Genomic DNA, 24,314 nt, shown 5'->3' on the forward strand with positions numbered 1-24,314 from the left:
CGCTGAGACAACGATGCCGATAGAAAAAAATGATGGACAGGAGGCAAATCGGACTTGCGTCAGAACAGAGTATCTACAGCTCGGGCGATTGCGATATTCAGACAGCCTCTAAGAGGCTGTTTGCAAACCTCTGGCTTCTCGGAGCGCCGCACTGAGATGGGGGCGTCGCGGCGGGGCGCCGCTCCCACCTCGGCGTCGTCCAAGGTCGGACTGCGCTCACGCCTCGGCGCAGGTCAGGAGTTCGACCACCTCGCAGAGGAAGTGACCCAGTATCAGATGCAGCTCCTGGATCCGCGGGGTTTCGCGCGAGGGGACGGCGAGCACCAGGTCGGCCTTGGGCAGATCTGGCCGCATGGCACCCGTGAGGAGAATGGTGCTCACGCCGCGTTCGGCGCCAACCTCCAGTGCGCGCAGGATATTGGGCGAGCGTCCGCTGGTCGACAGAGCCCAGAGCACGTCGCCGGAGCGCGCCAAGGCGCTGAGCTGACGGGCAAAGACTTCATTGAAGGAAAAGTCGTTGGCCACCGCGCTGGCGGCGCTGGTGTCGAAGCCGAGGGCAACCGCTGGCAAGGCGCGGCGCGTCTTGTTGGCGAAGGGTCCGATCAACTCGCCGCTGAGGTGGGTCGCCTCGCCGGCGCTGCCGCCGTTCCCGCAGATGAAGAGCGTACCGCCATGGTTGATCGCCTCAGCCGTCAGGGCGGCGGCCTCGACGGCGGCACCGATGAGCGCATCATCGCCTTGAGCGGCCTCGATCAGGGCCTTAGTGGCCGCCAGCCGGCTTTGCAGAAGCGCTGTGAGGTCGCTAACCCTAGACATCGCGACCTCTTGAGTCGTGCTCAAGACGCGCCGCCGTCGCCGCCTGCGGCGTACTTGGCGTCTTCCGCCGCCAGGCGTCGCTCGGCCTCAAGGGCTCTGCGCGCGTCCCAGACGTCCTTGCGCTGCGCGACGCGTCGATCCCAGGCGTCAGCGACCTCCTGGACGCTGCGCTCACCGAAGAGCACCTGGCGTAGAAACCGGTAGGAGAAGCGCAACAGCGCCTCGTCATGCTGCTCGACCTCGGTGTAGAAGTCGTCGGGCAAGCTGTAGGTATTGCGAAAGTTCTCACTGAGCACGAAACGCCGAAAGGTATCGAGGTCATAGGATGCCATGAAAAAGAGCTGCAGACTCCTCTGCGGCGGACGCCCCAGGCTCGGACCGGCGGATTTTTTCTTCAGGATGAGCTGATACCACTCGCGGTTGGCGGCATCGAAGTCTTCGCAGCCTTGCTCCTCGCGATACTCGGCGACGCTGATCTCTCGCTGCTCGTCATGGCCCTTGCAGTGGGACTCCTTGACGAGCGAGTAGCGCTCTTCGGCGTGCGAGGCGTCCTTTTCGCGCAGCGCAAGAAAGGCCAGGGGGTAATAGCGGCAGACGGTCGGGCGATCGCTGAAGACAGCACAGCCGGCATCGCCGTCGAGCTGGAGGCAAGCGCCTGAGTCGTCCGTCTTCAATTTGACGCCCGGCAGACCGTCACCGTCCATCTGAAAGGGCACGGCGTGCTCGCGCAGAAAGACCGTCGACGTCAGCCCAAGGCGCCGCTTCAGGCGCAAGATGTCGTAGGGCGTCAAGGTCACATCGGCCTGTTTACAGCAGGCGTTGAAACAGGAGATGCCCTTGTAGCAGCGGAAGCGGATCTGGCTCTCCGCCCGCAGGGCCTGCGGCATGAGCGCGCTGCTGAAGAGGATGTCGGACTTGGCGCTCATCGCAAGCTCCTGGGCTAGACAAAGGCTTGATCGGCTGCTTAGAAAGTGTCCATCAATTGTTTCCCGATGCGAGCGATGCCGCCCGAAATCCCCCCTGGCCCCCCTTTGCGAAAGGGGGGAAGTTGTTGATGGACGCTGTCTTAGAAAGTTCGCAATCGATCGGACTTGCTGACTCAGCGGTCTAATGGTCCGCTGAGCCCTTCGCTGCGCGAAAGGCCTGCTTGAACAGCTTCGACTTGTCGACGATGTTGACATGGGCCCGCTTGAAGCAGGTCCAGGTCTTGGTCTCCTTGTCGTAGACCGAGTTGACGAAGCACTTCCAGTTCTCTTCGTCGATGAAGTTGTAGTCCATGCGGTAGTAGAAGCCAGGATAACGGCTCTCCTCACGGAACTGGATGTGCTTCATGTGGGCTTCGGCGGTGAGGATCCGGTGATAGTTCTCCCAAGCGCGGAGCAGCTCGTGGAGATCCTTAGCGCGCATCTTGAGGGCATCTTCCTTGAGCATCTCCAGCTTCTGCTCGGCCACTTCCATCATCTTGGCGTTGGTCTGATAGAGGGTCGAGACGCCGGCGACGTATTCGTCCATCACCTTCTGCAGCCGGAACTGGAGCATCTTCGGCGTGATGTAGTTGGGGTTCACGTCGATGGCGGTGGTGTCGTCCGCGTGCTCGACGAAATTGCGAACCGGGCGATAGATGGCTTCGACCAGATCGCTCACCGACTCCGCCAACACTGGCTTGCGGTCCTGGTTGTCGATGCAGAACTTGACCATGGCCTTGGCCGCGAGTCGTCCCTCGGCGTGCGACCCGGAGGAGAACTTATGCCCGGAGGCACCGACGCCGTCAGCCGCCGTGAAGAGGCCCTTGACGGTCGTCATGGAGCGATAGCCCCAGTGCCAGCCGGAGGGCAGGTGACGCGGGATCTTGCCTGCGTCGGCATGCTCTTCGGAGGTCGGCGCGCCGAGGTCCTCGGGTCCGGAGACCCAGATGCCGCAGCAGCCAGAGTGCGAGCCGAGCAGGTAGGGCTCGGTCGGCATCAGCTCGGAGTTCTTCTTCTGCGGCTCGATGTTCTCACCCGCCCAGACACCGGCCTGGCCGATGCACATGTCGAGAAAGTCTTCCCAGGCATCCGCCTCGAGGCGCTTGATCTCCTTGGGCGTCATGGTCTCGGCCAGCTTGCCGAGCGCGCTCACGGTATCCATGTAGATGGGGCCGCGACCCTCACGCAGCTCCTTGAGCATCAGGTGGTTGCGCAGACAGGATGCTGTCGCAGCCGCCTGGCCATAGGGCGGGTACTCGTCCAGGAGGTGCCTGTTGGTCTCCATGTAGATCTCGCCATAGGCGTTAGTGGCCTTGGCCTTGAACAGCAGAAACCAGGCGCCGACCGGGCCGTAACCGTCCTTGAAACGCACGGGCACGAAGCGGTTCTCCATCATGGTCAGCTCAGCGCCAGCCTCGGCAGCCATGGCGTAGGTGCTGCCTGCGTTCCAGACCGGGTACCAGGTCCGGCCGATGCCCTCGCCCAAGGAGCGGGGGCGAAAGATGTTGACGCAACCACCGGCGACCAGCAGACAGGCCTTGAGCTTGTAGACGTAGACCTTGTGCTCGCGGAGCGAAAAGCCGACCGCGCCAGCGATACGATGCTTGTCGTTCTTGTCGCTGACCAGCTTGACGATGAAGACGTGCTCCTGAATACGCGCGCTGCCCAAGGCCTTCTTGGCGGCCTCGGCGACGATGCACTTGTAGGACTCGCCGTTGATCATGATCTGCCACTGACCGGAGCGGACCGGCTTGCCGCCCTCGGCCAAGGGCTTGACCTCGTCTCCGGGCTGCTTCCAGATCGGCAGGCCCCACTCCTCGAAGAGGTGTACGGAATCGTCGACGTGGCGGCCGAGGTCATAGGTGAGATCGTCGCGGGTGATGCCCATGAGGTCGTTGGAGACCATGCGCGCGTACTCCGCCGGGTCTTGGTCGCCCAGATAGGTATTGATGGCGGACAGACCCTGGGCCACGGCGCCGGAGCGGTCCATGGCGGCCTTGTCGACCAGCTTCACCTTCAGATCGACACCTTGCTGCTTGGCCGCGTCGAGCCAGGGGCCGATCTCGTAGGCAGCGCCGCAAGCGCCCATGCCGCCGCCGATGATGAGGATGTCGACCTCTTCTTCGACGATCTCGGGATTGACGAATTCTCCCGCCATCTTTGTCTTCCTCAATGTGAGCGAGCGCTTCCTATTTGCGAATGAGTTCGTCCGGGTCGCCCGACTTCTGAACGCCACCCAGGGTGAAGTAGCCAGGCTCGCCGATCTTGGCGATGTCCGCGGCCGGCTTCGAGCCGTAGGGATCGATGGAGCCTTCGGGGGTGGTCCGGATCGGGAACTTGAACCGCTTCGTGTTGCCGCTGCGGAACTGGACGGTCCACATGATGGAGTCGGCGCCGCGCACCGGCTGCACCGAGCCACCCAAGGGGACAACGTCGGCGTAGTGACGGCACTCGATGGCCTGCTGCGGGCAGATCTTCACGCAAGCGTAGCATTCCCAGCACTGCTCGGGCTCTTGATTGAAGGCCCGCATGGCGTGACCGGTCTCGGAGCCGTCCTGATCCAGCTTCATGAGATCGTGGGGGCAGATGTACAGGCAAGCGGCCTTGTCTTGACCCTTGCAACCGTCGCACTTGTCGGTCCGCACAAAGGTTGGCATGGTGATCGGTCTCCTAGCGATGCACGAAGGTGGATGCCGCTGGCGCTTGCAGGAGGGTTGGCGGCTCTTGGCTCCCATGGTCTCCCCCCATAGGTCTCCCAACTCCCATCGGTCTCCCAGCCCCCCGGGATCTGGAATCGGATCTCGCGTCCGTGCCTCGTCGGCACGCATGGGGTCGTCGATGTCGACGCTCGGCACTGGCCTGGTCTGCGCTCTCATGACCAGAAGTTCGGGTGACGGAGGCTATGCACTCGGTTAAAGGAGGTCAAACAGTATTTCGGCCTGCCTTCATAAAATCGCCTTATTCGTGCATTCTGATGACAACGGGCGTGCAGAGCGGTGAGCCATCCTGACGCGTATCGCCCTCGAACCACCCATCAACTGAGTCTAAAATCATGAAACGCGCATCCAACTGGCTGCTGATTGGGGCCCTTTGCGGCCTCGTGAGCGTCGCCCTCGGCGCCTTCGGCGCACACGGGCTCAAGGGTCAGGTCGACCCGCAACTGCTGGCGAATTGGCAGACTGGGGCAAGCTATCTCGGCCTGCACGCAGCGGCCATCCTGACCTGCGGCCTGGTGCTGCTCAGCGCGCCCGAGGCGCGCTCCATTCGGGCCGCCGCCGCGGCTTTCCTGATCGGCGCCTTGCTCTTCAGCGGCAGCCTCTTCGTCATGACGCTGACCGGCCTGCGCCAGCTTGGGATGATTACCCCGATCGGCGGCATCTCCCTGCTCGCGGGCTGGGCGCTCCTCGCGCTGGGCGCCTGGCGTTTGCGCGACCTCCCACGCTGACAGGGACAGGCAGATGCGCACGCCGCGGATCCACGTCGAAGCGGACCTCGTCGTTGGGGCGATACTGGAGCTGCCGTCCGCGCAGATGCGGCATGTCGCTCAAGTCCTGCGACTGGCTGTCGGTGACCGCCTGATCGTCTTCAACGGTGACGGATACGACTATCAGGCGTCCCTCGCGGAGACCGAGCGCCACCGCTCGACGATCGCCATCGATGGGCGGAGCGAGCCGGAGCCGGCGCCGCCGCTCGAGATTCGGCTTGCGATCGGGGTCTCCAGGGGTGAGCGGATGGATTTCGCCCTGCAGAAGGCCGTCGAGCTTGGCGTCAACCGGCTGACACCCATCTTCACCAAGCGCAGTCAGGTCAAGCTCGATGGCGCACGTCTGGACAAACGCATGGAGCATTGGCGAGGCGTCGTCATCGCGGCCTGCGAGCAGTCCGGACGCCGACGGGTGCCGGCGCTCGATCGCGCAACGCGCTTCGAGGATTGGCTGGATGCGCAGCGCAATGGAGGTCTACTGCTCGACCCTGGCGGCACGGCCGCCCTGGCCGATCTGGCTCCACCTGAGCACGGCCTGACCCTCCTCATCGGGCCCGAAGGCGGTTTTGATCCTAGCGAGCGGAAAGCCGCCGGCGCGCGCGGGTTCCTTGGCGTGCGACTCGGCCCCAGGATTCTGCGGACCGAGACCGCTCCACTCGCCGCGATCGCGGTCATTCAGGCGCTTTGGGGTGACTTCAAAGGCACCTGAAGCAGGCTACCCGGCGGTCGCCTGCTCCTTGAGCAGCGCGTTGATCTCGTCCAGCAGCTCGGATTCCTGGTAAGGCTTGCCGAGATAGCGGTTCACGCCGAGCTGCATGGCATAGTCGCGATGCTTGGCGCCCGTACGCGAGGTGATCATGATGATCGGCAGGTGCCGCAGGCGCTCTGAGCGTCGAATATGGCGCGTTAGCTCGTAGCCATCCATGCGCGGCATCTCGATGTCGAGCAGCAGGAGGTCGGGCAGACGCTCGTCGAGCAGGGTCAAGGCCTCGACACCGTCTTTCGCTGTCAGCACCTCGATGCCCTTGCGCCTGAGCAATCTGCTGGTCACGCGGCGCACCGTCAGCGAGTCGTCCACGACCATGACACAGGGTACCTCCGCCAGCACCTCTTCGTGCACGGGGGTCACCGCCGGCTTGTAATCCTGAACGGCGCCGGAGCGCAGCAGCGCGAGTGCGTCGAGGATGAGTGCGACCCGCCCGTCGGGCAGGATGGTGCCGCCGCTGAGCCAGCGGACACCGGCGAGCTGCGGGCCCAATGGCTTGACCAGGATGCGCTGGCTCTCTAAGAGATTATCGACTTGCAGCGCCACACGCTGATCGCCGAGACGGGCCAACAGGACGGGCAGCCAGCGGCGCTCACCCAGTTCCGGCTCCTGGCCGGACTCGAGCACGCTGCCGAGATAGACGACCTTGTATTGATGCCCGCGCGCCGTGAAGGTCTTGCTCCCATCGGCATAGATGGCCATGAGTTCGTCATGGTTGATGCGCGCAGCGCCCTCAACGGTGCTGTGCGGCACGGCGTACATGTTCTCGCCGGCGGAGACCAGGAAGGCCTCGATGATCGCTAGGGTCAGCGGGAGACGAATGGTGAAACGCGCGCCCTTGCCGGGGAAGGACTCCAGCGAAATGGAGCCATTCGCCGCCTTGATCTCGGAGGCGACGACGTCCAGACCGACGCCGCGTCCAGAGATCTGGGTCACCTTGCCGGACGTGGTGAAACCCGGCTCGAGAATGAACTGCAGCAGGGCCTCATCCGGGAGCTTGGCATCCTCCGCCATCAGGCCGCGCGAGATGGCCTGCTTGCGGATGGCCTCGAGATCCATGCCTTTACCGTCGTCGCTCAGACTGAGGACGGCATCGTTACCTTCGCGGCGCAGCGCCAGGGTGACCATTCCCGTTGCCGACTTACCCGTGGCGACCCGAGTCTTGGTGTCTTCCAGGCCATGGTCGACGGCATTGCGCAGCAAGTGCTCGAGCGGCGCGGTGAGGCGATCCAGGATGGTGCGGTCGAGTTCGACCTCCGGGCCGATGACTTCGAGCCTCGCGGATTTGCCGAGACTATCGGCGGTTTGTCGAACCAGACGATGCAGGCGTGGAACGACCTGTACGAATGGCACCAAGCGGGTACGCAGTAGCCCATCCTGCAAGTCGTCCGCCAAGCGGGCCTGCTGGTTCAGTAGGTCCGTGAACTCACGCTGATAGCCAGCGAGCATCTCCTTGACGCTGATCAGGTCGTTGACGGTCTCCGCAAGACTGCCCGAGAGCTGCTGCAGGCGCGAGAAGCGGTCCAGCTCGAGAGGGTCGAACTCCTTGTCATAGTCGGACGTGGCGCCACCGCGATCGAAGCGGTGCAGAATCTGCGTTTGGGTCTCGATCTCGAGCATACGCAGCTGCTCGCGCAAGCGCACGACCGTCTGATCCAGCTCGCCGAGCCCAAAGCCCAGCTGGCCATTGCGCTGCGTCAGCCGACCGCGATAGATGCTGATCTCGCCCGCATGGTTGACCAAGCGGTTGAGGAGATCGGAGCGGACGCGGATCTGCGGCGCGACCGAGACTCCAGCGCCTTCGCGCGCGGCGGTTTGCTCGGCTGGCATCTCCTGGCTGGGGGCCGCGGACATCACCACGCTCGGCTCCTGCGGCGGCGCCGGTCGCATGGTCGCGACGTCCGGCTCCTCCGCAGCGCCGTCGGCCTCCTCGTCGGGCGAGCGCGAGAGCTCGTCCACCAAGGACTTCATGCGCGGGATCGGAACCCCCTGCTCGAGGGCGTCGACCTGCGTGGAGATCGTATCGACCGCGCGTTGGGCCAGTTCGAGCGTGGTATCTGTCACCGCGCCCTGATCTTCGCTCACGGCCTTCAAACGGGTCTCGAGCGCATGACTCAGATCGCCGATTGCCGCGAGTCCAGTGAGTCGGGCGCTGCCTTTGAGCGTATGCAGCAGGCGGTTGATACCGTCCAGCTGGCTGACGTCCTGGGGCGTCAGCTGCCAGTTGCGGAACTGGGTATCGAGGTTATCGAGGAGGTCGCGCGCATCTTCGAGGAAGAGCGCGGCAAGGTCCGGATCGGGTGCCGCCTGAGCGTCCTCCGCGACTGCGGCGGGCGCTGCTGGCCGCGACGCGGGCTCGGGCGCCGCAGGCCTTGGCTCGACCTCAGCAGGTGCCGTCTCCGCGGGCGCTTCGACGAAGGGCTCAGCTGGCTCGGGCTCTTCAGAGAGTTGGTCCTCGACTTCCAGCTCCTCCTCAGCCTCGAGCCCAAGCGTCTCTTCGGATGGCTCGGCGGGCTCCGCAACCGGCGGCGCTTCCGCTTCCTCGGGTGGCAGCTCGACGGGTGCTGGGACCAGGGGTTCGAGTTCATCGATGAGTTCGGTGAGCGCCGCAGCGCCAGCGCCCAGCTCGGGCAGCTCGTTGACCCGACGCTCCACGCCCTCGACAGCTCGCTGCAACAAGCCGAGCAGTTGCTCGCTGATGGCTTCGCCCGTGGCCGCGAGGGGTTTGACGCACAGCTCGAGCGCCTTGGCGACGCGTGCAATGGAGTCGATCCCAGCCATGCGGGCGCTGCCCGTCAGGGTGTGCAGGGCACGCTGCACAGGTTCTTCGACCTTCGAATCGCCGGCGTCCACGCGCTCCAAGAAGGCACGCAGCTCGGCAAGATGCTCGTGCGTCTCATCTTGGAAGATGCTCAGCAGCTCCTCATCGGCGAGGAACAGACTGTCATTATCCGTAACCTGTTCGGCCAGCCGCGCCAGCGCCGAGTCAGACGGTTTGCTCTGCGCGCCGGTATCCGCGATTGCCTCGGAGTCGGGCGCTCCCGGCAGTTCATCGCGCAGGGCATTGGCCCGCAACAGATGCGGCTCGATGTCGTAGCGATTCCCCTCGGCCTCAGCGCTCAGCAGATCTGGGAGGATCGCAACAGCACCCGAAACACAGGCAACCATTTCTTCAGAGGGGAACGCCTCGGACTCGACCAGGCCGTTCAGCAGTTGCTCAATCGCCTTGGCCAACTCTGCCACCTGCTGGGCGCCAACCAGACGGCCACTCCCCTTGAGCGTGTGGAAACTGCGCTCCAGCGTCCGCAGGGCCTCGGAGTCACCGGGATTGGCCTCCCAGCGCGCGCATTGCGTCCGCGCGGACGCCGCCTCTTCCCCCGCTTCCTCGAGGAAGATCTCCATGAACTCGGTGTCGACCTCTTCGGCCGCACCGAGATCGATGCTGGTCTCGATGTCCTCGATGAGCGGCGGCGGCGCCAAGGCCGCATCTTCCTCCTCGATTAGCGGTTCGCTCGGAGGCTCGACACTCTCGACACTGTCTTCAGGCAGCTCGCCAAGCTCGGCGTAGAGTGCCGAGATCGACTTTCCAGCGCGATCGATCAGGGTCTCGCCGAGCGGCATGGGCTCCTGCAGGTGGCCGATGTAGAGTTCGAGTCCAGCAATGGCATCGGCCAGATTCTCGAACTGGGATTCGGTCGGCGTTTGACCCCGACGCACATAGCCCTTGCGAACAATGGTGCCGATGGTCTCCGCGAGATCCGCAGCCGGGTTCTCGCCCAGGATGCGCAGCGCACCAGAGACGCTCTGCAGGTGCCCGTCGATCGGCTCCAGGCCTTCCGGCGCGCCTTGCTCGCTCTGCCAGGTGGCGATGGCCTCCTTCACGCGAAGCAACTCATAGCCCGCCTCGCGGAGCGTGGCTGAGAACAGCTCGGTGAGGTCCATGTCTGGCGCGATGATCTGCTCGGCCTGCGTCGTGCGGTGACCCGCGTGGGCGAGCAGCACGGCCTCGATGCCCAACAGCTCCATCGCATAGGACTCCAGGCGCGCGTTGTCCACGCCTAGGTCGCCATCGAGCAGGGAATCGAAGTTGTCGGCGAGCATCCGCATGCGCCCAGGCAGACTGCCGACCTCAACCTCGTCCATGGTCGCCGCCAAGCGACGGAGGGTCTTGCCGAAGGTCTCGACAGCGACTGGATCCACGCCCTCGCCACGGGTGATGAGGTCGAATTGCTCTTTCAGTGCGCCGAATTCGTCAAGCGCAGCCAGGGCGAGCACGGCGACGTCTTCGTCTGCTTCAGCGGCGGCTTGACCGACGCCCGCGGACAGGCCCGCCTGATTCTCGCCATAGCGAATCTTGAGTTCGCCGATGACGGGCGACTCCACACCAGCCTCGGCCAGGGCGCTGAGGAGATGCTCGATCAGCGTCTTGGTGTCGACCTCGGGCCATTGCGGCGGCCTCTGGGCCAGCGGCTTGAGGGCCCAATCGATATGACCCATGAGGGTGCGTGCAGCCGGACCGGTCTGCATGCGGTTGCCCTGCAGCGCCTCGGCGAAGACCTCGGCCAAGCGAAAGAGGTCCGCGAGCAAGCCCTCCTTGAGGTAGTCGTGGAGCTGATGGAAGAGACCGGTCAGGTGCAGCAGGCCTTGGCTCTCGGTATCGCCCCTGTACCACTCGACCAAATGGCGATGGAACTGAGGACGCACCTGGCGCATGACCTCGGCCAGAATGTCCAGCTCTTCCGGCACCCATTGAGAATCACCCTCACGATCCACAGCCGCAAAGGCCAGGAGTTCGGAGTGGCTCAACGGCAAGCGGTCGCAAGCGGCGCGAACCTCGTTGAGGATGGACCAGAGGCTGAGTGGGGGCTCGTCGAATCCGGCATCCAGGCGATCGAGGTGATTGGTCAGCTGGTCGAGCGCCTGACCGAGCACCTGAAGGGGCTCCGGAGGGACCTCCGCCTCTGTATCCGCGATCCGCTCCGCGAGCAGCGTCATTTCCTCGACCAGACGCGCGGGCGTCGTGAGCTGCAGCGCAAGCAGCACGCCCTGCACCTGCTCGAGCGCCTGCACGACTGGTGTCAGATCCTTCTGCGACTCGGACAACCCGCCCGCCGCAACCAGATCACGAACTGGACGCAGGGTTGTGCCGATCTCGCCCTTGACCCATTTCAGGCCGCCAACCACCTTCTTATCTGCCATTGGACCGCTACTCGTGGGAAGCCCGTCCGCGATTATGGAAGCCGGAAGCCGGCAACCGATTTCTCCAGCTCGCTCGAGAGATTCGCGAGTTCTTCCACCGACTCAGCAGCCCTTCTGGTGCCATCGTTATTCTCCTCTGTGATGGCGCGAATGGCCTGCACCGTGTCGTTGATCTCGGCGGCTTGACGCGACTGACGCTCCGAGGAATCCGCGATCCGCTTGGTCAGCTCGGCGATGTAGGCCGAGACGTTTTCGATCTCGCGCAGCGCGTCGCCAGCGTTCTCCGCCAGGTTGGCGCCTTCCACCACGCCCGCGGTGCTGGCCTCCATGGAACTCACCGCCTCGTTGGTATCCGCCTGGATGGTGCGCACCAGCACCTCGATCTGCTTGGTTGCGTTACGCGAGCGCTCGGCGAGACGCTGCACTTCGTCGGCAACCACCGCGAAGCCGCGGCCGGCCTCGCCCGCCATGGCGGCCTGCATGGCCGCGTTCAGCGCCAGGATGTTGGTCTGATCCGCAATGTCGTCGATCAGCTCGACGATCTCGCCGATCTCTTGCGAACTCTCGCCCAGCCGCTTGATCCGCTTGGAGGTCTCTTGGATCTGCTCGCGAATCGCATCCATGCCCTGGATGGTGTCGCGCACCGTCTGCGCACCACGACCGGCGACCTCGACCGAGCGCGAGGCGACCTCGGCGGACTCACCAGCGTTGCGCGCAACTTCATCGATCTGCACGGTGAGTGATTGAACGGCAGCGGACGCCTGGGTGATCTGCAGTGACTGCACGCTACTGGCCTCGGCCAGCCGTGTGGCGATGGCGCGGCTGTCCTGAGCGGAGCCCGAAACCTTTGCCGCCGTCGCGTTAATCGTCGTTACCAGGCCTCGAAGGGCCTCGATCGCATAGTTAAAGGCGTCGGCGATTGCGCCCGTCTTATCTTCGGTGACTGTCGCCTCGACCGTGAGGTCGCCATCGGCCAGATCGCCAAGCTCATCGAGCAGGCGCAGGATGGCGCGCTCGTCGCGCTCGGTCTGGGATTTGGACGCACCCTCGCGGCGCTTGGCCTCCTGCAAGGAGAACATGACCAGGAAGGCCAGGCTGAGCAATGACAGCACAGCGAACAGCAGCACGGCACCAGCGCCGAGCGGATAGCCGAGGAGCAGGAACTGACGCCCGGCGCCTTGATACGCCTCGGTCAGGCTCTGGAGGGCCTCGCGGATACGGTCTGCAGCAGCTTCCATCTTCGGCAGCAGGGCTGCGGTCGGCCGCACCTCCTCGAGGAGTGAGGCGAGCTGATCGACCGCAGCGCTGAGCGGAGCGTATTTCTGGGAGACTTCGGCCAGGGCGGCGCTCGAGCTGCGGCTGCCCTCCGGCCTTGTCTTGGACTGGCGGATGAGCACCTCGAGCTGCTGCGAGAAGTCGTCGCTCGCCGATCGAAGGCTGGCGACCGCATCCAGATCCTGGCCAGCGCTCGAGGCGATGCGATCCAGCGCAGCTTCCATACGATCGAGCCGCGCAACCTGCAGGCCAGCCTGATAGGCCTCGGTGGCAGGCGCACCTTCTTTGGCGATTCGTGACGCCGCCTCGGCCATGGCGTCTCGCGCTTCCGGCAGCGCACCCCGAGCCTCTTGGATCTTCGCATTGATGGCAAGCAGCTGGTCTTTCGAGGCCAACACCTGATCCACGCCCTGGCTCAGCGCCAGCCAGGTCTTCTCGGCGTCGCCGATCGCGGCTTTGAAGCGCTCGCTCGCCGCCTGACGGGTGCTGTCTTCGGTGCCGGCCTTCAGATCCGCAAGCCCGGACTTGAAGGCTGCCTGCTCTTCGCCCAGTTGCTGTAAAGCTGCGGCATCGCCAGCTACGGCGTCCTGTGCAGAGCGCACCAGCTTCTGTGCCAGGGCCTGTTGAGCGGCCGTAGCAACGGATTGGCGCCCGTTGATCTCGTCCACATGCGCGAGCTGCAGGTAGCTGTAGAAAGCGAGCGACGCGAATAAGAGCGCGCTCAGCGTCAGCAGCAGGGTGGTTACAAATTGAGACCCGCCAAAGCCGGGTTTGCCTATTTTCATTATTGATCGCTTCGCCATCTGGTGCCGACTCCCGATGCCTATCTAACTCAGCCTTTTTCGTTCTGTGCGCTCGATTCTGAAGGCGCTCGGCGTCCTGAAATCAAAGATCATCCTGTGCGCATCCCTAACCTAAAAAAACGCCCTGAGGAGAGGCCTGTGCCCCTGCCCAATCGGCGCAAAATCATGCCGCTGCTGCATTGAAGAGTGGATCGCTCATCATGCGACCCAGTCTGATCACTGGCAGCGGGCTATCGTCGAGCAAATAGGAAGCGTCGACATAGGGTCGAGCGGGTCCAAGCTCGTCCGAGACCTCCTCGACCCGCTCGCCGTTCTTGATGTAACGCATACCGATGGCCTCCGAGACGAGGAGGCCGCACGGCAGCTCTTCCTGGCGGACGACGAGCACCCGATCGCGACGGCGAACGGCGTCCCGTCCTCTTTCGGACTCTTTGCCACGCCGCCTGCTCTTGGGCTTGGTGCCATCGATCAGCGCGGCAAAATCGTAAATGGGCAACAGGGTCCCGCGATTGTTGGCAACGCCCAGGAGCCAAGGCTTGGTGCCAGGCACGCGCGTGACCTCGCTCGGCAGCTCCAAGACCTCGGCGATCTGCTCGAGCGGCGTCAGAAAGAGCTGCTTGTTGACGCGAAAGAGCACGGCCGCCCAGCTGTCGGGCGGCCGTGCCTCATCAGGGAGACCCGCGGCGCGCGCGCGACAGCGGGCGTCGAGCTTACGGATCAGCTCATGCAGGTCGCTTCGGGATTTCTCTGTCCTAGGCATCTGCGTCGCCGTCCAAGAGTTCAGCGATCCGCTCAAGCAAGCGCTGGCGGTCGACCGGCTTCACCATGTAATCCGTTGCACCTTGGCGGATGCCCCAGGTGCGGTCCGTCTGCATATCCTTCGTGGTCACCATGATAATGGGGGTATCTGCAATGTCGGGGTCCTTGCGGATCAAGCGCGTGGCCTGATAGCCATTGAGCACCGGCATGATGACATCCATGAGGATAAGATCTGGCTTGATACTACGGGCCACCTCGACCGCCTCTTCGCCGTTGGTCGCCGTCTCGACCTCGTATCCGGCTTTCATGAGCGTGCTGGTAAAGATCCGCGTCTCCGTCGGGGAATCGTCGACCACGAGGATGATCGCGCCCTTGGACTCGGCAGCACTGGGCTTGTTGGCCGATGGCGAGCTTGATTTTCGGAAGAAGCGTCTCATTGGCGTGCTTTGAAGCTCATCGGCGATTAGTCCCTAGCAGCTCGCCCGAGGTGCCAGGGCACATTCAGGGGCTGCGGCAAGTTCGCGCTCGGACTGAGCGCAGAGGCTCAGCCGCCGGATTGATCCTAGTCTGCTTTCTCGGGGAGATTGGCCCGCACGGCTCCGAGCAGTTCCTCACCCGTGAAGGGCTTGGAGAGATAGAGCTGGGCGCCGACCAAACGGCCCTTAGCGCGATCGAAAAGCCCATCCTTGCTCGAGAGCATGACAACGGGCGTGTGCTTCAACATCGGATTGCTCTTGATGAGGGCACAGGTGTGGTACCCATCGAGCCGCGGCATCATGATGTCGACGAAGACGAGGTCCGGCTTGAAGCTGACGACCTTTCCCAGCGCCTCGAAACCATCCTCAGCGACACACACCTCGCAGCCTGCCTTCTTGAGCATGGTTTCCGCGCTGCGACGAATGGTCTTGCTGTCGTCGATGACGAGAACCCTGGCGCCACGCAAATCAGAATTATCCTTCATGATCCGTCACGCTTGCGGCGAAGCGCCGCGGCGAGTTAGAGGACGGTTGCTCATGACCGTGAGTTGTACCATGTTAGCCTCGGCGCAGCGTAGCGAACGGTATCACCTTTCTGGCAACTGAGTCGCATGATAGCAACTCATGTCGCCTTAAGGTGGGCTGCCACAAACGGACGGGGATCTCATGTGCAACCCCCTCATTAGATCGTAAAATCAGGTGCTTCCGCATGCAAGCTAGAAACCGCTTCGTTCAATCATCGACCTCGAGGCTGGAGCGCATCGCGCGATGAGCATTCGCATCGGCTTCCTGATGGACCCAATAGGCTCCATCAACATCAAGAAAGACAGCAGCTTCGCCATGATGCTGGCGGCCCAGCAACGCGGGTGGCAGCTCTGGTACACGGAGATCGGCGACCTCTTCATGCTCGAGGGCCAGGCCATGGCTCGAATGCGCTCTGTAGAGGTGGCCGACGACGTTGGCGGATGGTTCCGTTTCAGCGACGAGCAGGTGCTCCCCCTCGCTCGGCTCGATGTCCTCATGATGCGCAAAGATCCTCCGTTCAACATGGAGTACATCTATGCGACTTATATCCTGGAGCTAGCTCAACAGGCGGGGTGCATGGTTGTCAACCATCCGCGAGCACTGCGCGACTCCAATGAGAAGGTGTTCACAAATGTCTTCCCTGCGTGCACGCCGCCGACGCTGATCAGCCGCCAGATCGGAGACATCCGCGCCTTTCAAGGCGAGCACGGCGACATCATCCTCAAACCGCTCGACGGCATGGGCGGGGCATCCGTCTTCTTGGTGCGCCCCGGGGATCCGAATCTGAGTGTCATCGTCGAAACCCTGACGCGCAACGGCCAAGGTTTCTGCATGGCCCAGCGCTTCATACCGGAGATCCGCGATGGCGACAAGCGGATTCTCATGATCGATGGAGTCGCCGTCCCCTATTGTCTCGCACGGATTCCCGCATCGGGCGAGATGCGCGGCAACCTCGCTGCGGGTGCTTCCGCCGAGGCCCGCCCGTTGAGCGAGCGCGACCGCTGGATCGCCGAGCAGGTTGGACCTGAGCTGCGGGCCCGCGGCATCCTCTTCGCGGGGCTCGATGTCATCGGTGACTACCTCACGGAGATCAACGTCACCAGCCCAACCTGCATTCGAGAGCTGGACGCCGCCTATGGGCTGGACGTCGCCGGTGAACTCATGGAGGCTACGCGTCTCAAGCTGGAATCGCCTCAGCCGCATTGCGCCGCTCCGGTCGCCCAGTAACGCTCAGAAAGGGCATCTGTTAGCCTGCGCGGGCCTGGCAAGATGTCGCGCCGAAAGCCCCTGATGGCGATCAGCAGGCACAGATGACGATCGATGGACGCGAGACTAAAGTGACGCCCAGGCTTTCGCCCAAGCTGCTCGGGACGCTCGCGCCCCACAGCTTTACCAACTTTGAGGAGCGACCCAATGCTGTACTCGTCGTGGACCTCGATTGGCTCTAGACCTCGGCGCTGTCTAGTGGCCATGCTCTTGGCAACGCTGGCGCTCAGCGGCTGCCGTGACAAGACACCGGTGATCCTGAATCAGCTCGACGCCTTCGGCACTGAGGTCGACCTCAGTCTGGTGGGGGTTAGCAAGGAGCAAGCGCAGCAGGCCTCGGCCATCGTTGCCCAGGATTTCGCCTTCTTGGAGCGCGACTGGACAGCCGGCAGCTTCGGTCAGCTCGACCGTGTCAATCGCCTCTTGGCGACCGGGGAGTCCTTCGTCGCCCCGCCATCCTTGCAGCCCCTGCTGCGGCGCTGCAAAGACTACGAGAACCGCAGTCACGGACTCTTCAATCCAGGTCTCGGCAAGCTCATGGAGCTGTGGGGGTTTCGCGGCGACTCACCAACAGGGCAGGCACCACCCTCCGCGCAAGCCATTGCGCAGCTGGTCGAGGCCAAGCCTAGCCTCGAGCAGCTGGAGATCCAGGGGCTGAGGCTAAAGGCGACGAACCCTCAGCTGGCGCTCGATCTCACGCCCATTGCCCGCAGCTACGCCATCGATCTCGCCATGAAGCACCTCATGGACCTCGGTATTCGCAACGCCATGATTCAGGCCGGCGGTGAGCTGCGTGCCATTGGTGATCGCAGCGGACAGCCATGGCGGATCCCCATCCGCCGCGCGAGCGGTTCCGGCGTCTTCGCCATCGTCTCGGTTCGTGGCGACGAGAGCGTCGTCACGCGCGCAGCCTACGACCGCAACTTCATCTTCAAGGGCAAGCTCTACCCTGCCATCATCGATCCACGCACCGGCTGGCCTGCGGATCAGGTGCGCTCCGCGACCGTCGTTCAGGACTCGGCAGCAGCGGCCGCGGCCACGGCGACCGCGCTCTTCGTCGCCGGTCCCGAGCGCTGGCCGAAAATCGCGCAGCAGATGGATGCGCGCTATGTCGTCTTGATCGATATGGCGGGCCGCGTGCATATGACGCAAGCCATGGCGGATCGCATCGAGCTGGTCGACAGCCGCGAGGAGATTCTCATCCCCGGCGACGCCATTGCCGGCTTGACCAACCCCGCTGGCGCGGACCTCTAGCCATGATCGCCTACGCCCATCGCCTCGAGCCCCCAGCTTTTCTGAGCCCACCGCGTCGCTCACGCACTCAAGGGCCCTTTGTATCCGCTTTGGCGGCGGCAGGGCTGCTGCACCTAATGTTCATTCTGGCCATCTCCTTCGTCCCACCCGAGCCACAGCCGAGCCCGGAAAGTACGCTCGAGGTGGTGATCTTCAAGGAACCCGGTGAGACGACGGCGCATCCGATGCCGGACGCCGCGCTCTCCCAGATCAGCCGCGCCGGGCAATCCGTGCTTGGCGATGCAGCCACAACGCACTCCGTCGACGCACCGCAGACACCTGAAGAGGAGGCCGCGCCAGACAGCCTGACCGATACGACGACGAGCGAGCCGGCACTTGCCGAGGACAGGCCCACCTCGGAAACCTCTTCACCGCTGCATAGCACCATCCTGGAGAATGACTCAGCCGAACCGAAGGTCACGACGTCGCTGATCCCGGTCGAGAAGACCGCTCCCGTTCTGACCGCGCAGACCGCATCCGAGATGGCCCCCGTCCCGGCGACTCAGGCGCTCGAAGAGACAGAGACGCGGGTGGACGCGGCCCAGATCCTCGCCAGCCGGAGCCTAGAGATCGCGCGTCTCACGGCAAGCCTCGAGGCTAGATCCGAGGCCTACGCCAAGCGGGTGAGACGCAAGTCTGTCAGCGCCAGCACGCGCGAGCTGAAGTACGCGAGCTACCTAGGCGGCTGGGCGCGCAAGGTCGAGCGCATCGGCAACATCAATTATCCTCAGGCCGCGAAGCAGGAGCGCATCTATGGCAGCCTCATCCTGCATGTCGCCGTGCGCTCGGACGGCAGCGTCGAGCACATTCGCGTCGTGAAGTCGTCAGGCTATGATCTGCTCGACGAAGCGGCCATCCAAATCGTCGAGCTGGCCGCGCCCTTCTCCCCCTTTCCGCCCGAGATCGCCGCCGAGACCGACGTGCTGGATATCATTCGCACCTGGCAATTCATGCGCGGTAACGTGCTTGGCTGGGAGCGCTGAGGCCAAGCCGGTCGAGGCAGCAGGGTCGTCCGCCGCCCCTTCACCCACAACGAGGGTCGGCGACGACGCTTGCACTAAAGTCTAGCGACCGCTCTTGCTACTTTGTAAGCCGATCCGGATACTAGGACGCATGCCCTTCAGCACCTCTCTAACCAATCATTTCCTCATCGCGATGCCGGGTCTGCAAGACCCGAATTTTTCGCGAACGGTCACCTATATCTGTGAACATACAGACCAAGGTGCCATGGGAATCGTGATCAACCGCCCGCTCGACGTCAGGCTGGGCGAGCTGTTCGACCAGCTCGATATCAGGAGTACCCGGCCGGGAGCAAAGGAGACACCAGTCTACCAAGGCGGCCCGGTACAGACGGACCGCGGCTTCGTGCTGCACTCGGCCGGCCCCGCCTTCGATTCGACCCTCAGCATCACGCCAGATATCAGCGTGACCACCTCACGCGATGTCCTAGAGGCCATCGGCCGTGGCGAGGGACCCGATGAAACCTTGATCGCCCTCGGCTATGCCGGCTGGGGCAGCGGTCAGCTCGAGCAAGAGATGAGCGCGAACGCCTGGCTGAGCGGGCCGGCGAGCGGCGAGATCATCTTCCAGATGGACCCTGGCGCACGTTGGATGGCGGCGGCAAGGCTATTGGGCGTCGATCTCAATCTGCTCAGCGGCGAGGCCGGCCACGCTTGAGGCATGGCAACAGCATCCCGGTATCCAGATGACTACCCTGCTGGGCTTCGATTTCGGCCCGCGCAAGATCGGTGTCGCCGTTGGGCAGATGATCACCCGCTCAGCGACCCCCTTGACGACGCTGCGCAGCCGTAATGACCGCCCGGATTGGGAGCAGATTCAAAGGCTGATCCAAGACTGGAAGCCAAGCGCACTCATCTTGGGACTCCCCTACAACATGGATGATACGGAAGTGGACTGGTCACCCCGTGTACACCGTTTCGCGCGTCAGCTGCAGGGGCGCTTCGGACTGCCGGTCCATCTCGTGGACGAGCGTCTGACCTCGATCGAGGCGCATCGGCAACTGAGCGCGCGGCCCGGTCGAAAACCACCAACCCGGGAGGCCGTGGACGCCGCCGCGGCCGCCCTCATCTTGGAAACCTGGCTCTGTGAGCAAGACTGAGACTTGGAAAGACCCCGAGCAGATCGCTGAGGCCGTCACTCAGATGGCGCGAGATCTGCGTGAGCTGCTGGAGAAGCGCGGCCTTCCAAACCCGCTGATGATCGGCATTCACACCGGCGGCGTCTGGATCGCCGATCGCCTCCACGAGCAGCTTGGACTCGAGGAGCCGCTTGGGCATCTCGACATCTCCTTCTACCGAGACGATTTCACCCGCATCGGTCTGCACCCCCAGGTACGCCCCTCCTATCTGCCCGTCGGTATCGACGACCGCCATCTCATCCTCGTCGACGATGTGCTCCAAAGTGGACGCACCATTCGGGCGGCCCTCAATGTCCTTTTCGACTATGGCCGTCCTGCCTCCGTCATCCTGGCAACACTCGCCGAGCGCAGCGGGCGCGAGCTGCCGATCGCCCCTGACGTTGTCGGCTTCCATGCAAAGCTGGAATCCAACGAGCAAATCAAGCTCAGCGGGCCTCATCCATTGATCATGCTGCGCGGCCGCATCCCAAAGCGCTCGGCGACTCAAGCACCGCAGCAGAGCGCCGATAACGGATCGCGCGACTAGGACCGCCCCCACGCCAAGAATAAAAACGACAATGATCCAAGAGAGCCAAGAAAGCCCGCAGCTGGACGCGCACGGAAATCTGAAGCATTTCCTCACCATCGAGGGATTGAGCCGTGAGCTTCTCATCGAGATCCTGGAGAAGGCCGAGGGCTTCGTCAGCGTCGCCCAGCAAGCGGTCAAGAAGGTGCCCTTGTGTCGCGGCAAGGTCATCGCCAACCTCTTTTTCGAGAACAGCACCAGGACTCGGACCACATTCGAACTGGCCGCGAAACGGCTCTCAGCGGACGTGCTCAACCTGAACATTTCCACCTCGGCGACGGCGAAGGGCGAGACCCTGCTCGATACCCTGCGTAACCTCGAGGCGATGCACGTGGACATGTTCGTCGTGCGTCACGCCTCGAGCGGCACGACCCACTTCATGGCCAGGCATGCCCACCCCCATTCCAGCATCGTCAACGCCGGTGACGGCGGACACTCCCACCCCACTCAGGCGATGCTGGACATGTTCACCATTCGACGCCACAAGGGTGACTTTTCGCGCCTCAGTGTCGCGATCGTTGGCGATATCATGCACTCACGCGTCGCCCGTTCGCAGATGCTCGCACTCAAGACACTTGGTGTACCTGACGTCCGCGTTATCGCGCCACGAACGCTCTTGCCGACCCACGTCGAAGAAGCCTTTGGCGTGAGCGCTCATCACGATCTCCGTGAAGGTATCCGCGATGCGGATGTGGTCATCATGCTGCGGATCCAACGCGAGCGAATGAACAGCGCCCTGCTCCCGAGCGAGCACGAGTATTTCCACTTGTTCGGCCTGACGGAAAAGCGGCTTGCGACGGCAAAGCCAGATGTCACCGTCATGCACCCTGGCCCCATCAATCGCGGCGTCGAGATGGACTCTCAAGTCGCCGACGGAGAGCGCTCCGTCATCCTCGAGCAGGTCAGTAACGGCATCGCCGTGCGCATGGCGGTCATGTCCATGTGCATCGGAACTCAGAATTCGCGGGCGCAGGCCGCCGGAGAGGACCATGTTTGACGCACTGCCGAGCACAACCCTCGAACGCCGTCGGCGCTCCGAGCCATTGACCATTGATCGAACAGCACCGCATCACCGCGCCTTTGGGGGCGCACTGAGGAAGCACCATTGACTGCGCCACAGATCAGCATCCTCAACGGCAGATTGATTGATCCAGCCACCGGGCATGACGGGGTCGCAGACCTCCATGTCGCCGAAGGCAAGGTGATCGCGATGGGGCCGCCCCCCGCCGGATTCGAGCCCGAACTCACCCTGGACGCGACCGACCTCGTGGTCTGCCCAGGGCTTGTCGACCTGAGTGTGCGCTGTCGTGAGCCGGGCGAAGAGCAGAAGGCGACCATCGCCAGTGAAACACGCGCCGCGGCAGCATCTGGCGTCACCACCCTCTGCTGCCCGCCGGACACCCAGCCCGTGATCGACACCCCCGCGGTGGCTCAGCTCGTTCGACAGATCGGTGAGCGTCACGGGCTCGCACACACGCTGCCGATCGGCGCCATCACTCAAGGACTCAAGGGCCTGACGATCACCGAGATGGCGGCCCTGAAGGAGGCCGGCTGTCCAGCCCTGGGGCAGGCGGATCGCCCCATTCGTGACACGCAGGTCAACAGGCGCGCACTCGAGTACGCGGCTACCTTTGGTCTACCCGTCTTTCTCCCAGCCTTGGATCCGGAGCTGAGCGAAGGCGGCTGCGCTCACGAGGGGGTGATCAGCACAAGATTGGGTCTGCCCGGCATCCCAGAGGCCGCCGAGACGGTCGCGGTCGCCCGCAACCTCGCGCTCGCCGAGCAGACCGGCGCCCACATCCATTTTCGGGGACTCTCAACCGCCCGGGGGGTAGCGATGTTGGCCGAAGCGCGTCGTCGAGGCGTGCGCGCCAGCGGCGACGTCAGCATGCACCAGCTCTTTTTCACCGAGGAAGACCTGAAGGGCTTCGACGCCAATTATCACCTCATCCCGCCGCTGCGCACGCAGGCTGACCGCGAGGCGTTGCGGGCAGCCGTCGCTGCGGGGGACCTGGACGTCATTTGCTCGGATCACCAACCGCACGATCCAGATGCCAAGCTCGCACCCTTCCCGGAGACAGCACCCGGCATCTCGGCGCTTGAAACGCTGCTACCGCTCGCCCTGCGGCTCGTCGCGGAGGGCGTCTTGGACCTTTCTGGAGTGGTCGCGCGATTGACGCTAGGACCCGCCAGGATCCTCAATCTGGACGTCGGCCGGCTCAGTGCGAATCATCCCGCGGACATCTGCGTCTTCGACCCAGCTGCGGAATGGACCCTGGATGAGCATAGCCTCATCAGCCAGGGACACAACACGCCCTTGCTGGGCTCGCGCCTGAAAGGACGGGTACGCTGGACGCTACTGGGCGGGGCCGTCGTTTTCGCGCGGCAATAAGGCGGCTACGGCATAGCGGCGCCAGGCGCACCGCGCGCGATCACCAGCGCTGGGCGTCGTCTTCGGCGTCTTCCACCAAGGTAATTCCATCGATCGAGCGGTCGGTCGCGGCCCGCTGGGAGGTTCCGCCTTGCAGCTTGATCATGAGGCGCACCTCGTTGGCGGAATCCGCGTAGCGCAGCGCGTCTTCGTAGGTGATCTCGCCTTCCTGGAAGAGGTTGAACAGCGCTTGGTCGAAGGTGATCATGCCCTGCTCGCCCGAGCGCTTCATGAGATCCTTGAGCTTGTGGACCTCACCCTGGCGGATGAGATCTGATGCCAGCGGCGTATTGAGCAGCACCTCGATCACCGCGCGGCGCCCCTGTCCCGTCTTGCGGGGTGCCAGCTGCTGGGCCACGATGCCCTTGAGGTTGAGGGAGAGGTCCATCAGCATCTGGCTGCGGGACTCTTCCGGGAAGAAGTTGATGACGCGATCCATCGCTTGGTTGGCATTGTTCGCATGCAGTGTCGCGAGCACCAAGTGGCCCGTCTCGGCAAAGGTGATGGCGTAGTCCATGGTTTGGCGCGTCCGAATCTCGCCGATGAGAATGACGTCCGGGGCCTGACGCAGTGTGTTGCGCAGCGCGACATCGAAGGACTCTGTGTCGACGCCCACCTCGCGCTGCGTGATGATGCAGCCGTCATGCTCGTGCACGTACTCGATCGGGTCTTCGATCGTAATGATATGTCCGGAGCTATTGCGATTGCGGTAGCCGACCAGGGCCGCGAGCGAGGTCGACTTACCAGTACCCGTCGCACCGACGAAGATCACCAGACCGCGCTTGGTCATGGCAAGGTCACGCAGGACCGACGGCAGCTTCAGCTCCTCGATCGTCGGGATCTTGGTCTCGATACGGCGCAGCACCATGCCAGCAGCCTCGCGCTGGACGAAGGCACTGACACGAAAACGGCCGAGCGGCGCCCGGTCGAGCGCGAACTGACACTCCTTGGTATCTTCGAACTCCGCGCGCTGACGCTCGTCCATGATCTGGAAGACCATCTCCTGCGCCTGCTCCGCCGAAAGCGGCTGCTTTGCGGCGGGGTAAATGGTGCCGTCGATCTTGATGCTGGGCGGCCAACCCGAGGTGATGAAGAGGTCGGAGCCCTTCTTCTCGACCAGGGCCCCAAGCAGTTGCTCCAAGGCGCGTTTCATGTCCATAGAAAACCTCGGCCCGATCGGGCTGAATCAAGCGATCACATGAAATCTTCTTTGTTCTGCGCCTTGCCGCGCGCGTCTTTGCGGGCAATGAGCCCTTTTTGCAGCAGCTCCTTGAGGTTCTGATCCAGGGTCTGCATGCCATGCGCCTGGCCGGTCTGAATGGCCGAGTACATCTGGGCGATCTTGGCCTCGCGGATCAGATTGCGAATCGCCGGCGTGCCAATCATGATCTCGTGGGCTGCAATACGACCGCCGCCGGTCTTCTTCATCAGGGTTTGGGCGACGACCGCGCGCAGGGAGTGCGGCCTCTGAATGATGTCTCAGCAACAGCATTCGGCGCCGAACTGATCAATGCGCTGCCAGAACTGAGTCCA

The 24,314-nt window shown here is 63.6% G+C and carries 20 protein-coding genes and 1 pseudogene; 10 read left to right on the forward strand and 11 right to left on the reverse strand.

Annotated features, from left to right (window positions below; translation table 11 throughout):
* Window positions 1-216: 216 nt before the first annotated feature.
* The 4 genes from G3480_RS18475 to aprB all read right to left on the reverse strand — a co-directional run bounded on the left by G3480_RS18475 (window position 217) and on the right by aprB (window position 4,438).
* The gene (locus G3480_RS18475; RefSeq protein WP_164655363.1) at window positions 217-816 is read right to left on the reverse strand and encodes a D-sedoheptulose-7-phosphate isomerase; all 600 of its coding nucleotides are present in this window, start codon (window positions 814-816) and stop codon (window positions 217-219) included.
* A 20-nt stretch (window positions 817-836) separates the two neighbouring features.
* Window positions 837-1,742: a YkgJ family cysteine cluster protein gene (locus tag G3480_RS18480; RefSeq protein ID WP_164655364.1), complete on the reverse strand. Its 906-nt coding sequence runs from the start codon at window positions 1,740-1,742 to the stop codon at window positions 837-839.
* Between the two features lie 181 nt (window positions 1,743-1,923).
* A complete protein-coding gene (gene aprA, locus G3480_RS18485; protein WP_164655365.1) occupies window positions 1,924-3,939 on the reverse strand; it encodes an adenylyl-sulfate reductase subunit alpha in 2,016 nt (671 codons plus the stop codon).
* Window positions 3,940-3,970: 31 nt separating this feature from the next.
* Window positions 3,971-4,438 carry an adenylyl-sulfate reductase subunit beta gene (gene aprB, locus G3480_RS18490; protein ID WP_164655366.1) on the reverse strand — a complete coding sequence of 156 codons (468 nt, stop codon included), beginning with the start codon at window positions 4,436-4,438 and terminating at the stop codon, window positions 3,971-3,973.
* Between the two features lie 395 nt (window positions 4,439-4,833).
* Here aprB and G3480_RS18495 point away from each other — a divergent pair, with 395 nt between their 5' ends.
* Together G3480_RS18495 and G3480_RS18500 are read left to right on the forward strand one after the other, a co-directional pair.
* Window positions 4,834-5,226, forward strand: a complete 393-nt coding sequence (locus G3480_RS18495; RefSeq protein ID WP_164655367.1) for a DUF423 domain-containing protein — start codon at window positions 4,834-4,836, stop codon at window positions 5,224-5,226.
* A gap of 13 nt (window positions 5,227-5,239) precedes the next feature.
* Entirely contained in the window at window positions 5,240-5,974 is a 735-nt protein-coding gene (locus G3480_RS18500) for a 16S rRNA (uracil(1498)-N(3))-methyltransferase (RefSeq protein ID WP_164655368.1), read from the forward strand.
* Between the two features lie 6 nt (window positions 5,975-5,980).
* Here G3480_RS18500 and G3480_RS18505 read toward each other — a convergent pair whose 3' ends face one another.
* The 5 genes from G3480_RS18505 to G3480_RS18525 all read right to left on the reverse strand — a co-directional run bounded on the left by G3480_RS18505 (window position 5,981) and on the right by G3480_RS18525 (window position 15,028).
* The gene (locus G3480_RS18505; protein WP_164655369.1) at window positions 5,981-11,230 is read right to left on the reverse strand and encodes an Hpt domain-containing protein; all 5,250 of its coding nucleotides are present in this window, start codon (window positions 11,228-11,230) and stop codon (window positions 5,981-5,983) included.
* Between the two features lie 32 nt (window positions 11,231-11,262).
* A complete protein-coding gene (locus G3480_RS18510; protein ID WP_240905916.1) occupies window positions 11,263-13,290 on the reverse strand; it encodes a methyl-accepting chemotaxis protein in 2,028 nt (675 codons plus the stop codon).
* A gap of 181 nt (window positions 13,291-13,471) precedes the next feature.
* Window positions 13,472-14,068 carry a chemotaxis protein CheW gene (locus G3480_RS18515; RefSeq protein WP_164655371.1) on the reverse strand — a complete coding sequence of 199 codons (597 nt, stop codon included), beginning with the start codon at window positions 14,066-14,068 and terminating at the stop codon, window positions 13,472-13,474.
* Entirely contained in the window at window positions 14,061-14,504 is a 444-nt protein-coding gene (locus G3480_RS18520; protein ID WP_164655372.1) for a response regulator, read from the reverse strand. The genes G3480_RS18515 and G3480_RS18520 overlap by 8 nt, the downstream gene beginning before the upstream one ends.
* Window positions 14,505-14,629: 125 nt before the next feature.
* Window positions 14,630-15,028 carry a response regulator gene (locus G3480_RS18525; protein ID WP_164655373.1) on the reverse strand — a complete coding sequence of 133 codons (399 nt, stop codon included), beginning with the start codon at window positions 15,026-15,028 and terminating at the stop codon, window positions 14,630-14,632.
* 283 nt (window positions 15,029-15,311) lie between these two features.
* Between G3480_RS18525 and gshB the strand changes: the two genes are divergently transcribed.
* The 8 genes from gshB (at window position 15,312) to G3480_RS18565 (ending at window position 22,742) form a co-directional block, all read left to right on the forward strand.
* Entirely contained in the window at window positions 15,312-16,295 is a 984-nt protein-coding gene (gene gshB / locus G3480_RS18530; RefSeq protein WP_164655374.1) for a glutathione synthase, read from the forward strand.
* A 186-nt stretch (window positions 16,296-16,481) separates the two neighbouring features.
* A complete protein-coding gene (locus G3480_RS18535; protein WP_164655375.1) occupies window positions 16,482-17,588 on the forward strand; it encodes an FAD:protein FMN transferase in 1,107 nt (368 codons plus the stop codon).
* A gap of 2 nt (window positions 17,589-17,590) precedes the next feature.
* Window positions 17,591-18,610 carry an energy transducer TonB gene (locus G3480_RS18540; protein ID WP_164655376.1) on the forward strand — a complete coding sequence of 340 codons (1,020 nt, stop codon included), beginning with the start codon at window positions 17,591-17,593 and terminating at the stop codon, window positions 18,608-18,610.
* Between the two features lie 130 nt (window positions 18,611-18,740).
* Window positions 18,741-19,304, forward strand: coding sequence for a YqgE/AlgH family protein (locus tag G3480_RS18545; RefSeq protein ID WP_164655377.1), 564 nt, complete (start codon window positions 18,741-18,743; stop codon window positions 19,302-19,304).
* A gap of 28 nt (window positions 19,305-19,332) precedes the next feature.
* The gene (ruvX, locus tag G3480_RS18550; RefSeq protein WP_164655378.1) at window positions 19,333-19,746 is read left to right on the forward strand and encodes a Holliday junction resolvase RuvX; all 414 of its coding nucleotides are present in this window, start codon (window positions 19,333-19,335) and stop codon (window positions 19,744-19,746) included.
* Window positions 19,733-20,311 carry a bifunctional pyr operon transcriptional regulator/uracil phosphoribosyltransferase PyrR gene (gene pyrR / locus G3480_RS18555; protein ID WP_164655379.1) on the forward strand — a complete coding sequence of 193 codons (579 nt, stop codon included), beginning with the start codon at window positions 19,733-19,735 and terminating at the stop codon, window positions 20,309-20,311. Before ruvX ends, pyrR begins: the two co-directional genes overlap by 14 nt.
* 31 nt (window positions 20,312-20,342) lie before the next feature.
* Entirely contained in the window at window positions 20,343-21,347 is a 1,005-nt protein-coding gene (locus tag G3480_RS18560; RefSeq protein WP_164655380.1) for an aspartate carbamoyltransferase catalytic subunit, read from the forward strand.
* A gap of 108 nt (window positions 21,348-21,455) precedes the next feature.
* Window positions 21,456-22,742 carry a dihydroorotase gene (locus G3480_RS18565; protein WP_164655381.1) on the forward strand — a complete coding sequence of 429 codons (1,287 nt, stop codon included), beginning with the start codon at window positions 21,456-21,458 and terminating at the stop codon, window positions 22,740-22,742.
* 40 nt (window positions 22,743-22,782) lie between these two features.
* Here the strand turns inward: G3480_RS18565 and G3480_RS18570 are convergent, their stop codons facing one another.
* Both G3480_RS18570 and G3480_RS18575 read right to left on the reverse strand, forming a co-directional pair.
* Window positions 22,783-23,940, reverse strand: coding sequence for a PilT/PilU family type 4a pilus ATPase (locus tag G3480_RS18570; RefSeq protein WP_164655382.1), 1,158 nt, complete (start codon window positions 23,938-23,940; stop codon window positions 22,783-22,785).
* A 35-nt stretch (window positions 23,941-23,975) separates the two neighbouring features.
* A pseudogene (locus tag G3480_RS18575) lies at window positions 23,976-24,239 on the reverse strand (twitching motility protein PilT); the annotation flags it as partial.
* Window positions 24,240-24,314: the final 75 nt, after the last annotated feature.

It is taken from the genome of Thiorhodococcus mannitoliphagus, assembly GCF_010915725.1.
Classification (GTDB): domain Bacteria; phylum Pseudomonadota; class Gammaproteobacteria; order Chromatiales; family Chromatiaceae; genus Thiorhodococcus; species Thiorhodococcus mannitoliphagus.

Coding starts and splice junctions, on each gene's coding strand:
- G3480_RS18475 (WP_164655363.1), bottom strand. CDS start 816: ATGTCTAGGGTTAGCGACCTCACAGCGCTTCTGCAAAGCCGGCTGGCG.
- G3480_RS18480 (WP_164655364.1), bottom strand. CDS start 1,742: ATGAGCGCCAAGTCCGACATCCTCTTCAGCAGCGCGCTCATGCCGCAG.
- aprA (WP_164655365.1), bottom strand. CDS start 3,939: ATGGCGGGAGAATTCGTCAATCCCGAGATCGTCGAAGAAGAGGTCGAC.
- aprB (WP_164655366.1), bottom strand. CDS start 4,438: ATGCCAACCTTTGTGCGGACCGACAAGTGCGACGGTTGCAAGGGTCAA.
- G3480_RS18495 (WP_164655367.1), top strand. CDS start 4,834: ATGAAACGCGCATCCAACTGGCTGCTGATTGGGGCCCTTTGCGGCCTC.
- G3480_RS18500 (WP_164655368.1), top strand. CDS start 5,240: ATGCGCACGCCGCGGATCCACGTCGAAGCGGACCTCGTCGTTGGGGCG.
- G3480_RS18505 (WP_164655369.1), bottom strand. CDS start 11,230: ATGGCAGATAAGAAGGTGGTTGGCGGCCTGAAATGGGTCAAGGGCGAG.
- G3480_RS18510 (WP_240905916.1), bottom strand. CDS start 13,290: ATGAAAATAGGCAAACCCGGCTTTGGCGGGTCTCAATTTGTAACCACC.
- G3480_RS18515 (WP_164655371.1), bottom strand. CDS start 14,068: ATGCCTAGGACAGAGAAATCCCGAAGCGACCTGCATGAGCTGATCCGT.
- G3480_RS18520 (WP_164655372.1), bottom strand. CDS start 14,504: ATGAGACGCTTCTTCCGAAAATCAAGCTCGCCATCGGCCAACAAGCCC.
- G3480_RS18525 (WP_164655373.1), bottom strand. CDS start 15,028: ATGAAGGATAATTCTGATTTGCGTGGCGCCAGGGTTCTCGTCATCGAC.
- gshB (WP_164655374.1), top strand. CDS start 15,312: ATGAGCATTCGCATCGGCTTCCTGATGGACCCAATAGGCTCCATCAAC.
- G3480_RS18535 (WP_164655375.1), top strand. CDS start 16,482: ATGCTGTACTCGTCGTGGACCTCGATTGGCTCTAGACCTCGGCGCTGT.
- G3480_RS18540 (WP_164655376.1), top strand. CDS start 17,591: ATGATCGCCTACGCCCATCGCCTCGAGCCCCCAGCTTTTCTGAGCCCA.
- G3480_RS18545 (WP_164655377.1), top strand. CDS start 18,741: ATGCCCTTCAGCACCTCTCTAACCAATCATTTCCTCATCGCGATGCCG.
- ruvX (WP_164655378.1), top strand. CDS start 19,333: ATGACTACCCTGCTGGGCTTCGATTTCGGCCCGCGCAAGATCGGTGTC.
- G3480_RS18560 (WP_164655380.1), top strand. CDS start 20,343: ATGATCCAAGAGAGCCAAGAAAGCCCGCAGCTGGACGCGCACGGAAAT.
- G3480_RS18570 (WP_164655382.1), bottom strand. CDS start 23,940: ATGGACATGAAACGCGCCTTGGAGCAACTGCTTGGGGCCCTGGTCGAG.